This window comes from Eudoraea sp., from assembly GCF_049669105.1.
In the GTDB taxonomy this organism is placed as follows: domain Bacteria; phylum Bacteroidota; class Bacteroidia; order Flavobacteriales; family Flavobacteriaceae; genus Eudoraea.
This window is the reverse complement of sequence record NZ_JBATKE010000041.1, coordinates 63,597-78,051: the sequence shown is the minus strand read 5'-3', so window position 1 is coordinate 78,051 and position 14,455 is coordinate 63,597. Positions and strand designations below refer to the sequence as shown.

Below are 14,455 nucleotides of genomic sequence, written 5' to 3'. Positions count from 1 at the left end.
CACCCGGATCTGTTTAAATACTTAAAATGTAAACTTCCTTTAATAAATGAAAGCTTATTTTCTTTTCCTGCTTAAAAATCCCGAAAGAACCCCGAAAACATCTTCTGATATTTTAAAGCGGTACAAAAGACCAACATATACAGCTATAATCAGTATACTTTTCACAACAATGTTGACTAAAGGATGGAAAGGAAGTACCACGAAAAAGAAAATAGATACCATCAAAACCAAAAGGCCCAGAATTTTAACTGTTTCATTGGTAAAGGGCATTATATTAAATTTTCGTTTAACATATATCAGTTTAATTACATTGTACAAACAGATGGCCATAAATGTTGCAAAAGCCGCCCCGTTCAATCCGTATACGGGAATAAGGAGCCAATTGAAAAGTATGGTAAAGACTGCCAAAAGAACACCCATAAACAACAAAGCCCTGTAATAATCTGAATTAAAGAGTATAGCATTATTGTTACCAATCAAAGCGTCAAAAAGTTTGGTGAATCCAATTATTAAAACAATAATATATCCTCCGCGATATGCCATTGGAAGCATAGAATAAAGGTCATTAAGATTGAGCAGGATCAGAATAAAAATAAGACCGGATACAATGAACAGGGTTAAAGAACTTTTTTGATACAATCTTTTCAGCTCAGCTATATCGTTTCTATTCAGTATTTCAGCGGTCATCGGGTAGGTAATCTGGTGCATGGCTCTTGCCGGTACGGCAATCACAGTGGCAATAAAAATAGCCACGGTATAATATGCCACATTTTGAATAGCAATAAACTGATTTATCATAAAACGGTCTATCTCCAAAAGGATTACTGCCGTAGATCCGCCCAGAATGATCAGAATACTGTAATTTATGATGGAATTCGTGTTCTTTGGCCAATTAAACTGCAGTTTTGGTCTTCTTAGACTGTAAGCATATAGTTTCATTAACAGTGTTCTTAAGAGATAAAGACCCACTAATGCTTTTAAAAAAAAAGCTACACTTATGAACTCCATATATAAAAGGATTAAGAGTAAGCTGACCCCTACTCTAACGAACACCTCTTTCATGAAATTCCCAAAAACCGATTTCATTTGGACTTTAGACCAGGCATAAAATATTTCAAAATAAGCCATAGCAATTCCTATCAGGAAAATATACCAGACATAATCTTTTACAATAACATTCTTCCTAGCCAGGAAATTACCTATTACTTCATTTGCAAAGTAACTTACTCCTAAAAGAGGAATGATTATAAGCAACGGAAGGAACACCATTAGGGTGAGAAAACCATCAACCGATTTTGAATCACTAAAATTACTGTAATATTTTACGAGAGTATTGGGCACGCCAAACGCCATAAATGGCATTAGAATAGCCGATGTGGAAAGAATTACTCCTACCAGGCCATAATACTCATCTGTGAGAAAACGGGTGTAAAGGAAAAGTGTATTGATAGCTCCTATCGCAAATCCAAGATAAGTGATAGTAGTATTCTTTAACGATTGTTTAAAAATTATTCCCATTACAACAGTTCAGCCAGCTTTGCGGTAAGCGTTCTTCTGTTATATTCTTTAATATTTACTGAAGATACCATTAAATTGCCTTGCTGATAAAGATGAAACCATTTTAAAATTACAGCTTTAAGGTCTGATAAAGAATTGTAATTACAAACAAACCCCGAATTTGTGTTTTTTACAATTTCCCCGCCTTCCCAATCTTCAGGCCCTATGGCCAAGATTGGCCTTTTTGCTGCAAGATATTCAAAAAGTTTTCCCGGAATAATCCCTCGTGTATAAGGTGAATCAATCTCGGCTAAAAGTAATAACTGGGATCTCCTCTGATAATTAACTGCTTCCTCATGGGTCACATAGTTCTTAAGCCTTGTATAGAACTTTAGCCCATTATCATTTATACAATTTAAAACATCCTGGCCAACCACCCCAATTAGATTTAATTGAAAGGCATTCTTAAAATCCTTATTTTCACTAATGATCTCGGACAGTACTTTCCAAAGGTTTTCAGGATTTCTTCCAGTAAGCAGCGAACCAATGTGCGAAAGCGTAAATTTTTTATCCATGCCACTAAAGGGCAGGTCGCTTTCCGGGATATCATAACCATTGGTAATTACGTAGACCGGCTTCGTAGTAATTGATTCAAATTCAACTTTAGTAGTATTACTGGTAACCAAAAGTTTATCGCAACCATTTGCAACTTTCTTTTCCAATTCGCGATGTTTCTTTTCTGAAGCTTTTGTAAGCCTTAGTTTACTGTGGTAGCCTATAGAGGTCCATGGATCCCTAAAGTCCGCGAGCCATTTAACATCCAGAATCTTTTTTAATTCCAAACCAATTAAATGAAGACTATGAGGGGGACCAGTTGTAATAATAGTATCTATTTGTTCTTTTTTAATTATATCCGTTAAAAACCGTACAGAAGGCCTAACCCAGTACTTTCGAGCATCCGGAATGAACATATTGCCTCTTATCCAAAGTAAAATTTTTTCTAAAAAGGAAGGATTATCATCACTTATAACCCCGGAACTTATTTGTTTGGTTTTGGTTTTACTTAAAAATCCTGCATAGGTATAAGGTTCGAAGATTTCATTTTTATAAACAGTAACATTTTTAGGAATTTCCTTAATAAGACTGCTGTCGGTAATAGGATACTTCGGATTTTTAGGAATATAAATGACAGGGTGTATGTCAAATTCAGGCAAATACTTTACAAATTTTAACCATCGCTGAACCCCGGGACCCCCGGCAGGAGGCCAATAATAACTAATGATAAGGACCTTATGCATTATCCCTCCTTCTTTTTTCGCAAACGAAATATTGAAAACAGGCCTCCCCCTAAAAACATCAGAATCATTAAAATGGAACTTGCTAAGGTGATTTTTCCGCCAGTTTCAATCACTTCAGGTTCAAACTTGAACTCCACTGTATGATTACCTTTTGGAATATTCAATGCTCTTAAAACGTAATTGACCTTAAAATGATCTACCAATTTACCATCAATATAAGCCTTCCAATCCCCCGGATAGTAAATTTCTGAAAATACCGCAAGTCCGCTATTTGAATTGTTCGCGATATAAGTTAAATGATTAGGCTTATATTCCTTTAAGTTAATATACGCCAAAGAATCTTTTGAAAAATTAAATTGGTCTATTTGAGCAAAATCAGCAGTGTTTACAACAGCTTCATTGAGAACATCCAAACTATCCAGTGCCTTAATTTCTTCATCGGCACTTTGTACCTCAATAAGTCTGCTAATAAACCAGGCATTACCATTGACTTCAGGGTTTGTAATTGCATAACTCCTACCTTCTTCATCTTGCTGAACAATATACTTTACGTTGAGCATATTTAGGACCCGCAAATTATTTCTATAAATATGGAAATCAAATAAATCCTGCATCCCTGCGGGTTTTGCAGCATGATAGCCTCCAATGGACTGATGAAAATAGGACGTCCTGGCGCCGTTAAGTCCTTCTGAAGGGTCATAAACCCTGAATACTCCGGTGTCTTCGGCAATTTGCTTGTCCATTGGCAATTGCTGAAATGGTTGATTCATTCTTTTTTGCCTGTCAAAATCTTTCTTATTCACATATCTAAGATCAACACCTACAAGGTCAAAAACCACTAACACGGAAAGCGTCAAAATCACCACATTTTTCTTAAGTCGCCCTTTAAGGTAAAGCCATATCGCGAGACCGGCTAACAGCACATATATTAAAGATCGTATGGTGTCATTAACATAAACAGCCTCCCTGTCCCGCTTTATCATTGTCATAACCTCATTACCAAAATATTTCTGATAGGTGCTATCATTTAGACCTGTAAAATCAAAAACACTTTTAATTAAAAATAAGGTGATACCAAGTCCAATAACAATAAAGAAACTGGTTTTTAAAGCCGTAAGTTTTTTACTCTTTGCTATCGAGGGCTTAAATACTTGAACTAATGCCATAACCGCCAGAATAGGCACACAGAGTTCTAATATTACCTGAATGGAAGAAACCGCCCTGAATTTGTTATAAAGTGGAAAATAGTCAATCATAAAATCGGTAAGTAGACCAAAGTTCTTTCCCCAGGATAAAAGGAGTGAAAGTAACGTTCCCCCTAATAACCACCATTTTAAACGTCCTTTTACCAAAAACAGCCCCAGGACAAAAAGAAAAATTATAATTGCCCCGATATATGCCGGAGCTGCCACCCCCGGTTGATTTCCCCAATACAATGGAAGAGCACTACTGAATTCCAGGGCCTTTGTTCTGGGCAACCCTTGCTCTGTAAGATATTCATAAGCCTTTGAATTGGCGCCGAGGTCTTCATTATTGCTGCCTCCAAAAAGTCTCGGGACAAATAAGTTCAAGGATTCAACTATTCCATAGCTGTATTGGGTTATGTATTCCTTATCCAGACCCTCTAAAGCTTCTCTGGAGGACCCGTCGGGGTTTATCGTAAGTGCGGACTTCCCACGTGTACTCCAATCCGCGTATTCCTTTGTAGCCATAATAGAAGTAGCATTAGCGGCAACACCCAAAACTACAGCCCCAATAAGCAGTCCAACAGAAATGAAAAAGTGTTTTAGTTTCTTTTTTTTAACCGTATCAACTAAATATGCAGTTCCGAGTACAAGTACAAGCAACATAAAATAATAGGTCATCTGGAAATGATTTGCTCCTATTTCCAATGCCATAGCGACTGAGGTAAGAATAAAACCCCAGAGGTACTTTTTCCTAAAAGTAAGGACAATACCACCTAATAGCATAGGTAAATAACCTATAGCATGTGCCTTCGCATTGTGCCCTACCCCCAAAATAATAATAAGGTAAGTAGAAAAACCAAAAGCAAGCGCACCAAAGATTGCTAATCGATAATCCACTTTTAAGCAGCATAATAAAATATAAAATCCGACAAAATACAGGAATAAATAATCTGCAGGGCGGGGCAGAAATCGAATAGTCCTATCAAGTTTTCTAACATAATCATGAGGATAATAAGCTCCTAATTGATATGTTGGCATACCCCCGAAAGCACTATTGGTCCAATAGGGTTCCTCCTGAGTATTTTTTCTGAAATCATTTTGCTCCTTAGCCATTCCGGTATATTGGATAATATCGGATTGGATGATAGTTTTGCCCTGAAGTACGGGATAGAAGTATGCCAATGAGGCAACAATAAAAAAAACAAGCGCAAAAAAATGGATAAATAAAGCCTTCGTACCTCTATTCATTGGTTGCTTTAGTGGTAATGGTTATTCAATTTCTTCAAAATCTATAAACTCGCCTAATTGTTCGGAATTCTTATTCTTTTGAACTGTTTTTTTCTCGATAATAATCTCGCCTTCATTAGTATTATCCTCTTGATTTTGATATCCTTGAAATTGATCAAATTTATCTTTAAAGTGCTTCTCTGTCCTTCGTGCAGCATAGCCAACTATTCTCGGACCAAACCATTTAGCAAATAATTTGAGCATATAGTATACCAGAAGAATTATTAAAATCGTTCTTAAAAAACCCATAATGTCTGTATTCTATATATCAAAAATACAATTCCAACGTTGTATTAACATTACAAAATTCATAAAATAATAATAAAATATACCTGATGTTTCGAGTTATTGAACTAAAAAATCCTAAAAATGTCCTTTTTTTATTAGCATTATTGATCCCTTTATTAGGTATCTGCCAATATACAGATGTAATTAATTCTAACCGACCGGGTTTATCTGTAAGCGCCTATGCAGTGGGAAAAGGAGTCCCTCAGATAGAAATAGGATTTTCTTATGAAAAGCGGGATCACGCAGATCTGAATTATGATTCTAATATTTACGGTATGGATTTTTCTGTTCGCTATGGCCTATTATTGGAGAAGCTAGAGCTAAATTGGGAAGGCACCTATATAAATCAGAATATTACATACATTACTCTTGGTTTTAATGAATCAAGAACCAATTTTTCACGAAACCGACTTGGTGTAAAGTATTTGGTTTTTGATCCATTTAAAAATCCGGAAAGCAACAAACCAAACTTGTATAGTTGGAAGGCTAATAATAAATTTCAATTTAAAAATTTAGTTCCTGCAATCTCTGTATATGCAGGGGCCAATTTTGTTATTGGAGACAATCCGTTTTATCCTACAGATCCCACAGTTTCTCCCAGGGTGATGTTGGCAACACAGAGCAGGCTTACGCCCAGATTTGTTTTGATCTCCAATATTTCCTATGATAGAATTGCCACGGATGATACGGAATTGGGCTATACACTTTCTCTTTCTCACGCACTTAGGAATCCCAAATGGAGCGTTTTTTTGGAAAACCAGGGCGTTAGCAGTGATCGTTATGCGGACGTATTGTTGAGAGGTGGTGGAGCGTATTTGGTAAATGAAAATTTTCAGGTTGATGCCAATCTAGGAGGCAGTTTCAAGAATTCTCCTAGCCGCCTTTTTGTTTCGGTTGGAGCATCATACAGACTGGACCTTCATAAGGATGTACTCATTCCAATTGAAGATCAGAAGGCTGGTCAAAATGGCGGGGCGATTAAAAAGAACTCTATGCAGAAAAACAAAAAGACAAAAACAACTAAAGGGCGAAATAAAGGCAAAGGTGCTGAGGATATTGATCTGGGGCCATCCAAAAAGGATTTAAAAAAACAGAAGAAAAAAGACAAAAAAAAGAATACTTCTGACAACGGAGTAATTGATTTCTAAGAGATGTTCTTTACTGGGCTTTTTGTGTAGTGAATTAGTGAAAATTGTCTTAAAATTTGATTCCTTCACCAAATATCTCTTATCTTGACCTTACAAATAAATGGTATGGTAAGGCTCGAAGAAGCTACTACAAAATCGGATTTAAAAAAATTTATAAAATTCCCTTTCACCCTTTATAAAAAATCTCCTTATTGGGTTCCTCCACTTATTTCAGATGAACTTGAAACATTTGACCAAGAAAAAAATCCCAACTTTATTAATGCGGAAGCCAGGTTTTTTCTTGCCTACAAAAAAAATAAATTAGTAGGTAGAATAGCCACTATTATCAATTGGATAGAGGTAAATGAACAACAAAACTCCAAAATGCGCTTCGGCTGGTTTGATTTTATTGATGACCTGGAGGTTTCAAAAGCATTGCTCTACAAGGTTGCGGAAATTGGAAAAAATAATAAGCTCGATTACATGGAAGGTCCTGTAGGGTTTTCTAATCTCGATAAAGTAGGGGTATTAGTTGAAGGTTTTAACGATGTTGGAACAATGATTACCTGGTATAATTATCCTTATTATAAAGATCATTATGAACACCATGGCTTTATAAAGGAAAAGGAATATATGGAAAACAGATTTCCTGCCAGTAATACCAAACCAGAACACTTTAATAAAGTACAGGCCCTGATAAAAAAGAGGTATGGTTTAAAAGAGATGAATTTTACAAAATCTGCCGATATTATGCCCTGGGCAGATCAGATGTTTGATCTGTTTAATGAAACATATTCAAAGCTATCTTCATTTGTTCCTTTAACTGACAAGCAAAAAACTTATTTTAAGAATAAACATATTGGTTTAATCAATCCTGAGTATATAAAGTTTGTAATTGACAGTAATAACAAACTGGTAGCATTTGCTATAGTAATGCCATCATATGGATCTGCCTTGCAAAAAGCTAACGGCAAGCTATTTCCATTTGGTTTTCTGTATCTTTTGAATGCAAAAAGAAATAGCAAAGATGTTATTTTTTATCTTATTGGAGTTCATCCGGAGTATCAGAATAAGGGAGTTACCGCAATAATTATGAATGAATATCACAAAGTTTTTCAGGCGAAAAAAATAAGGAATTGTTACAGAACTCCCGAATTGGAGGAAAATGTTGCCATTCGTCAAATGTGGAAACACTTTGACCCCGAAATCTATAAGCGCAGGCGTACCTACAGAAAACAGCTATAGAGACTTTCCGTTTTAATAATTAAAATAACTTTAAATTGAAATCGCCCCTTTACTTATTCACCCATAGCCGCAGCCACTGCAGCAGATAATCTCTTATAGGTGCCATTCTCCAATCGATCTCTTATAGCCGAAAATGCATCCAATGTTACAGCAACATCTTCCAAAGTATGAGTAGTTGTTGGTATCATTCTCAATAAGATCATTCCTTTAGGAATAACCGGATACACTACTATTGAACAGAATATGCCATAATTCTCTCTTAAATCCCTTACCAAAGCCATAGCCTCAGGTATACTGCCATTAAGATAAACAGGTGTAACACAGCTCGTGGTTGTCCCAATATCAAAGCCTCTTTCTTTGAGTCCATTTTGCAGGGCATTTACATTTTCCCATAATTTCTCTCTTAACTCAGGTTTTGTGCGCAGCATATCAAGGCGTTTCAATGCACCTTTAACGTAGATCATTGGAAGTGATTTTGCAAACATCTGAGAGCGCAGATTATACTTCAAATAATCAATAATTTCCTTATCAGCAGCCAAAAAAGCTCCAATTCCTGCCATAGATTTTGCAAATGTTGCAAAATATACATCTATATCGTCCTGAACACCTTGCTCCTCACCTGCTCCGGCTCCGGTCTTACCCAGTGTTCCAAAACCGTGGGCATCATCTACTAATAACCTGAAATTAAATTCCTTTTTTAGTTCAACGATTTCTTTAAGTTTACCTTGTTCCCCACGCATTCCAAAAACACCTTCTGAAATAACCAGGATTCCACCACCGGTTTGTTCTGCCATTTTGGTAGCACGTTCCAGGTTCTTTTTTAAGCTTTCTATATCGTTATGTACAAAAGTAAATCGTTTTCCCATATGCAAACGAACCCCATCTATTATGCATGCGTGGGAATCCACGTCGTAAACAATAATATCATCTTTAGATACAAGTGCATCAATTGCAGATAAAATTCCCTGATAACCGAAATTCAGCAGATAAGAAGATTCTTTATGGACAAAATCAGCCAACTCCGTCTCTAATTGTTCATGAAAATCTGTATGTCCACTCATCATACGAGCACCCATAGGATATGCTGCTCCATATTCAGCTGCAGTTTCCCCGTCTACCTTCTTAATTTCAGGTAAATTAGCCATGCCCAGGTAATCATTAATACTCCAGGTAATCACTTCTTTTCCCTGAAATTTCATTCGGTTGGAAATAGGGCCTTCCAACTTTGGAAAAACAAAATATCCTTCTGCCTGGGATGCCCATTTACCCAATGGTCCTTTATTCTCAATGATTCTAGCAAATAAATCTTTCATCTGGCCTCGTTTGGTTAGTCCACAAAATTATGGAATTTTGATCACGATTCATAAATTATTTTATTTGGTAATAAAAAAGGCAACAGTTACCTACTGTTGCCTTAAAAATCTTAATCTATATTGTTTATTTTACATATTGAACCTGCTGTGCTTCTTCAACATTCTTACTGTCAAAAAAGCCTTGGTCACTCATCCACTGATCATTATAAATCTTGCTCATATATCTGGAGCCATGATCGGGAAATATTACAACCACATTACTGTTTTTAGTAAATTCTCCCTGGGCATTTAGTTGTTTTACCGCTTGCATAACGGCTCCACTGGTATACCCGACAAAAATACCCTCCGTACAGGAAATTTCCCTTGCGGTATGCGCACTTTCCTCATCTGTAACTTTGATAAATTCATCAATAACCTTAAAATCAGTGGCATCGGGAATTAAGTTCTTACCAAGACCTTCTATTCGATAGGGATATATTTCATCATTATCGAATTCCCCGGTTTCGTGAAACTTTTTCAAAACAGATCCATAGGCGTCAACTCCTATGATCCTAATATTCGGGTTTTGCTCTTTTAAAAATCGGGCAGTACCCGAAATTGTGCCCCCTGTACCACTACAGGCTATCAAATGAGTTATATTGCCATTTGTTTGTTCCCATATTTCAGGACCGGTAGATTTATAATGTGCTAATATATTCAGTGCATTGAAATATTGATTGATATAGACTGATCCCTTAATTTCTTCATGAAGACGTTTTGCAACCTGATAATAGGATCTGGGATCATCCGCACTTACGTGTGCGGGACACACATATACTTTTGCGCCCATAGAACGCAGCATGTCAATTTTATCCTTCGAAGACTTTGAGCTTACGGCCAATACACATTCGTAGCCTTTTATAATACTTACCATGGCAATACTAAAGCCAGTATTCCCGGATGTAGTCTCTATAATTGTATTGCCAGGCTCAAGAATGCCACTTTTTTCAGCTTGATCAATAATATATGCAGCTATTCTATCCTTAGAGGAATGGCCCGGATTGTAGGCCTCAATTTTTGCATAAAAATTCCCCTTAAGAGGCTCGGTAATCTTATTAAGCCTAACAAGCGGTGTGTTTCCAATTAAATCAAGGATCGAGTTATGAGCATTTATCTTATTTTTCATAAAGAAAGGTTAGGTCGATAAATCTTTTTTAATAGATTATAATCTGGCGACAAAATTACTATTTTTTTTTTATTTACCCGTTTTGCCTTCTAAATCAATTAGAAAACTATATTCTTTAGCCGTTTCTTTCAATGCCTCAAATCTTCCCGAGGCACCACCATGCCCAGCATCCATGTTGGTATAAAGAAAGAGTTTATTCGTATCTGTTTTTTTAGCTCTAAGTTTTGCGACCCACTTCGCCGGTTCCCAATATTGCACCTGAGAATCATGTAAACCCGTGGTTACAAACATGTTAGGATAATCTTGTGCGACAACATTATCATATGGGGAGTAAGATTTCATATAGTCATAGTACTCTTTCTTATTTGGATCACCCCATTCGTCAAATTCTCCAGTAGTTAATGGTATAGAACCATCCAGCATCGTTGTAATAACATCTACAAAGGGAACTGCTGCTATAACCCCGTTATATAAATCAGGGGCCAAATTAACTATTACACCCATCAGTAAGCCACCTGCAGAACCACCATAAGCATATAGATGCTCTTTACTCGTGTAATTACTTTCAATTAAAAACTTAGAGCAATCGATAAAATCTGTGAAGGTATTTTTCTTGTTTAGGAGTTTTCCATCTTCATACCAGGGTCTGCCCAGATATTCTCCACCCCGCACATGCGCAATAGCAAAAATAAAACCCCTATCTAAAAGGCTTAACCTAACAGTAGAAAAATAAGGATCCGAGGTACTGCCATATGAGCCATATCCATATTGTAAAAGTGGACTATTACCGTCTAATTTAGTGTCTTTGTGATAAATCAAAGAGATAGGTACTTTTGCACCATCGCGTGCTTTTGCCCATATTCGTTCGGAACGGTAATTTTCTTTATTAAATTTACCTCCTAAAACTTCCTGTTCTTTTTTTATTTCCTTCACCTTAGTACCCATATTGAAATCAATAATGGCATACGGTGAAGTCATGGAATTAAATACGTAACGAAAATTATCCGTATCAAAATCAGGGTTTGCATAAGGGTATGCTACATAAGTTTCACTATCAAACGGGATGTAATAACTGTCAGATTCATCCCATTTTGTAATCTTTAATTTATTAAGGCCATTATCGCGTTCTGTGAGAACATAGTAATCCTTGAATATTTCAATATCCTCAAGTAGAATATTGGGCCTGTGTGTAATAAATTCTACCCAGTTTTCAGAGGATGTATTATTCTCATCAACCTTCATTAATTTAAAATTGGTAGCTTTATCTTTATTTGTGAGTATATAAAAATTGTTTTCAAAATGATAAATAGAATACTCCAAGCCCCTTTCTCTTTCTGAGAATAACTTAAAATCTCCATTGGGATTATCGGCGTTAAGTATTTGAAATTCTGTTGTTAACGTGCTATATGAACCAATAATTATATATTTTTTGGATTTTGATTTGTAAACAAATGTATTGAAGGTATCATCCTGCTCAAGAAATATTAATTCATCTTCCTCACTTGGATGGCCCAGAATATGTTTGTATATCTTATCAGATCTCAAAGTAACCGGATCTTTCTTTGTATAAAATAATGTTTTATTGTCATTCGCCCAGACTGCACTTCCTGTAGTATTATCTATCTTATCGGGATAAATTTCACCTGTTTCAAGGTTTTTTATCTGAATGTGGTATTGTCTTCTGCTTATTGTGTCCGTACCAAACGCCGCGAGTTTATTATCCGGACTTACAGTAACACCTCTGAGGTCAAAATATTCATGCCCTTCTGCAAGTTCATTACAATTGAAAATTATTTCTTCGGCCGATTCAAGGTTGCCCTTTTTTCTGGAATAGATAGGATATTCCTTCCCAATCTCATACCTTGTAATGTACCAATATCCATTTAATTTGTAAGGCAAGGAAGAATCATCTTCCTTAATACGGCCTTTCATTTCCTCAAACAATTCCTCCTGGAAAGATTTGGTATGTTCAGTAAGGGCGCTGTAGTAATTATTTTCTTCTTCCAAATAAGCCAGTACGTCTTTATTATCCCGCTGGTTTAGCCATAAATAGTCATCCACGCGTATATCGTCATGCTTTATTAATTTAATAGGTATTGTTTTAGCCGTGGGGGCATTTATAACTTCCATATTTTGATTTTGATTCTGGCATGACGCAGCCATGATAAGAATAATAAATAAAACGATTGTTCTTTTAAGAAAGTGTATCAATATAAATTATTTTTAAGGGCGCAATTTAGTAATTTTGACCTTAGTAACGTTAAATAGAAAGATATGTTTGGAGACTTAATGGGAATGATGGGGAAACTAAAAGAAACCCAGGAAAAGGTAAAAGCCACAAAAGAACGATTAAATTCAGTTATACTTGAAGAAAAATCGTCTGATAACCTTCTTACCGTAACCATCACGGCTAATAGAACTTTAAGGGCTATTAATATAGATGATCAATTGCTGCAAGACAAGGAGCAATTAGAGGATTATCTGGTCCTTACCCTGAATAAGGCCATAGAAAAAGCGACTGAGATAAATGAAGCTGAATTAGCCGCAGTAGCTAAAGAAGGAATGCCTGATATTCCCGGAATGGATTCTTTTTTAAATAATAAATAGTGGAATTAAGCTTATCCTGGTAAGTTAATTAAGTATGAAAGTTGGTCCATTTTTAATACTTTTAAAAAAAAACTCACTATATGATAAAGATAAATAAGGATGATAACAACACGTATAATTTCTCTTTAAACACCAGTAGTGGTAATGCCTTGTTTTATAGTGTAGGGTTTTCAAGTGAAGAAGAGATCAAGAATGTTGTTAGTGGTTTGAACATGATAGATAAACAACAATATATCTTTGAGCGTAAGACTGATCATGATGGAAACTTCCTTTTTAACCTCAAGGACAGAAAGGGACAGCTTATTGGTAATAGCCAACTTTATGGGTCTGAGGCAGGAATGGAGAATGGTATAAAAAATCTAAAAAAAAGTATCGCTACCCTGAACAAGTCTAAAGAATTATAGATTTTTTAAGATTTTTAGTAAAGTTTCGTGCATTTCATCAGTATAGTCCATATGTGTTACCACACGTAATTTGTTATTTCCCATGCCAATTATATGAATGCCCTTTTTGTGAAGTTTTTGAATAAAATCCTCTGCACTAAAATAGTCATCATTAATTTCAAAGATTATAATATTGGTCTCCAAAGGTTCCACTTTCTTTATAAAGGGCAAACTTTGTAGCAAAGTACCAATTTCTCTTGCTTTTTTATGATCATCTGCAAGACGGTCAATATGGTTATCCAGCGCATAAATGCCGGCTGCAGCCATAAAACCAGCCTGACGCATTCCACCACCCAGTATTTTTCTAATGCGCAATGCCTTGTCGATCATTTCTTTATCCCCAACCAAAACTGAACCCACCGGGCATCCTAATCCCTTACTAAGGCAAACGCTAATGGTATCAAACAATTCCCCATATTGCTTCGCAGTTTCCCCTTTTTCAACTAAGGCATTCCATATCCTGGCGCCATCCAAATGATATGCCAGACCGTGCTTTTGACAAACTTCTTTAATGCGTAACAGTTCAGAAAAATTCCAACAGGCTCCTCCTCCTTTATTGGTAGTGTTTTCTATACAAACCAGGGAAGTCAGCGGGCTATGATAAAAATCTGGTGGGTTTATGGCCTCCAGAACCTGATCTGAGGTCATCATCCCTCGGTGACCATCTATTAATTTACAGGAAACACCGCTATTAAAACTTACTCCCCCACCCTCATAATTATAGACATGGGCATATTTATCACAAATCAATTGATCCCCAGGGTTTGTGTGAAGTTTAATTGCAGTTTGATTTGTCATTGTACCACTGGGAAAATACAATGCAGCTTCCCTGTTAAACAAATTGGCTACCTTTTCTTCCAGCCTGTTAACTGTAGGGTCGGCCTTAAAAACATCATCACCAACATCTGCCGACATCATTGCATTTAACATACCGGGTGAGGGTTTGGTAACCGTATCACTAATTAAATTTATTTCCATAGCCCTTTTTAGTGTATCAA

At 36.2% G+C, this 14,455-nt stretch carries 12 protein-coding genes; 4 read left to right on the top strand and 8 right to left on the bottom strand.

The genetic code is table 11. The features are described from left to right. Positions 1-54: 54 nt before the first annotated feature. From WBM60_RS03150 to WBM60_RS03135, 4 genes are read right to left on the bottom strand one after another with little or no spacing between them, the layout of a single operon-like run. Complete coding sequence (locus WBM60_RS03150; RefSeq protein ID WP_424277638.1) at positions 55-1,518, bottom strand: polysaccharide biosynthesis C-terminal domain-containing protein; 1,464 nt, start codon at positions 1,516-1,518, stop codon at positions 55-57. Further along, positions 1,518-2,795 (bottom strand): glycosyltransferase family 4 protein, encoded by a 1,278-nt coding sequence (locus WBM60_RS03145; RefSeq protein WP_424278075.1) that lies wholly within the window; start codon positions 2,793-2,795, stop codon positions 1,518-1,520. The genes WBM60_RS03150 and WBM60_RS03145 overlap by 1 nt, the downstream gene beginning before the upstream one ends. Further along, on the bottom strand, positions 2,795-5,230 hold the full coding sequence (locus WBM60_RS03140; protein ID WP_424262217.1) for a YfhO family protein: 2,436 nt from the start codon (positions 5,228-5,230) through the stop codon (positions 2,795-2,797). Before WBM60_RS03140 ends, WBM60_RS03145 begins: the two co-directional genes overlap by 1 nt. Before the next feature lie 21 nt (positions 5,231-5,251). After that, complete coding sequence (locus WBM60_RS03135; protein ID WP_424262219.1) at positions 5,252-5,518, bottom strand: DUF4834 family protein; 267 nt, start codon at positions 5,516-5,518, stop codon at positions 5,252-5,254. 86 nt (positions 5,519-5,604) lie between these two features. Between WBM60_RS03135 and WBM60_RS03130 the strand changes: the two genes are divergently transcribed. Then, a complete protein-coding gene (locus tag WBM60_RS03130) occupies positions 5,605-6,705 on the top strand; it encodes a transporter (RefSeq protein ID WP_424262221.1) in 1,101 nt (366 codons plus the stop codon). Between the two features lie 105 nt (positions 6,706-6,810). Then, a complete protein-coding gene (locus WBM60_RS03125) occupies positions 6,811-7,929 on the top strand; it encodes a GTP cyclohydrolase (RefSeq protein ID WP_424262237.1) in 1,119 nt (372 codons plus the stop codon). A 53-nt stretch (positions 7,930-7,982) separates the two neighbouring features. Here the strand turns inward: WBM60_RS03125 and WBM60_RS03120 are convergent, their stop codons facing one another. The 3 genes from WBM60_RS03120 to WBM60_RS03110 form a co-directional block, all read right to left on the bottom strand. Continuing rightward, on the bottom strand, positions 7,983-9,242 hold the full coding sequence (locus WBM60_RS03120; RefSeq protein WP_424262223.1) for an aminotransferase class I/II-fold pyridoxal phosphate-dependent enzyme: 1,260 nt from the start codon (positions 9,240-9,242) through the stop codon (positions 7,983-7,985). A 124-nt stretch (positions 9,243-9,366) separates the two neighbouring features. Continuing rightward, a complete protein-coding gene (locus tag WBM60_RS03115; RefSeq protein WP_424262225.1) occupies positions 9,367-10,407 on the bottom strand; it encodes a PLP-dependent cysteine synthase family protein in 1,041 nt (346 codons plus the stop codon). Positions 10,408-10,476: 69 nt separating this feature from the next. Continuing rightward, positions 10,477-12,570 (bottom strand): S9 family peptidase, encoded by a 2,094-nt coding sequence (locus WBM60_RS03110; RefSeq protein ID WP_424262227.1) that lies wholly within the window; start codon positions 12,568-12,570, stop codon positions 10,477-10,479. Positions 12,571-12,681: 111 nt separating this feature from the next. Here WBM60_RS03110 and WBM60_RS03105 point away from each other — a divergent pair, with 111 nt between their 5' ends. Together WBM60_RS03105 and WBM60_RS03100 are read left to right on the top strand one after the other, a co-directional pair. Further along, positions 12,682-13,014 (top strand): YbaB/EbfC family nucleoid-associated protein, encoded by a 333-nt coding sequence (locus WBM60_RS03105; protein WP_424262229.1) that lies wholly within the window; start codon positions 12,682-12,684, stop codon positions 13,012-13,014. Between the two features lie 80 nt (positions 13,015-13,094). Next, positions 13,095-13,418 carry a YegP family protein gene (locus WBM60_RS03100; protein ID WP_424262231.1) on the top strand — a complete coding sequence of 108 codons (324 nt, stop codon included), beginning with the start codon at positions 13,095-13,097 and terminating at the stop codon, positions 13,416-13,418. Here WBM60_RS03100 and WBM60_RS03095 read toward each other — a convergent pair. Further along, the gene (locus tag WBM60_RS03095; RefSeq protein ID WP_424262233.1) at positions 13,413-14,435 is read right to left on the bottom strand and encodes a threonine aldolase family protein; all 1,023 of its coding nucleotides are present in this window, start codon (positions 14,433-14,435) and stop codon (positions 13,413-13,415) included. The two genes, WBM60_RS03100 and WBM60_RS03095, sit on opposite strands and share 6 nt — an antisense overlap. Between the last annotated feature and the right edge of the window lie 20 nt (positions 14,436-14,455).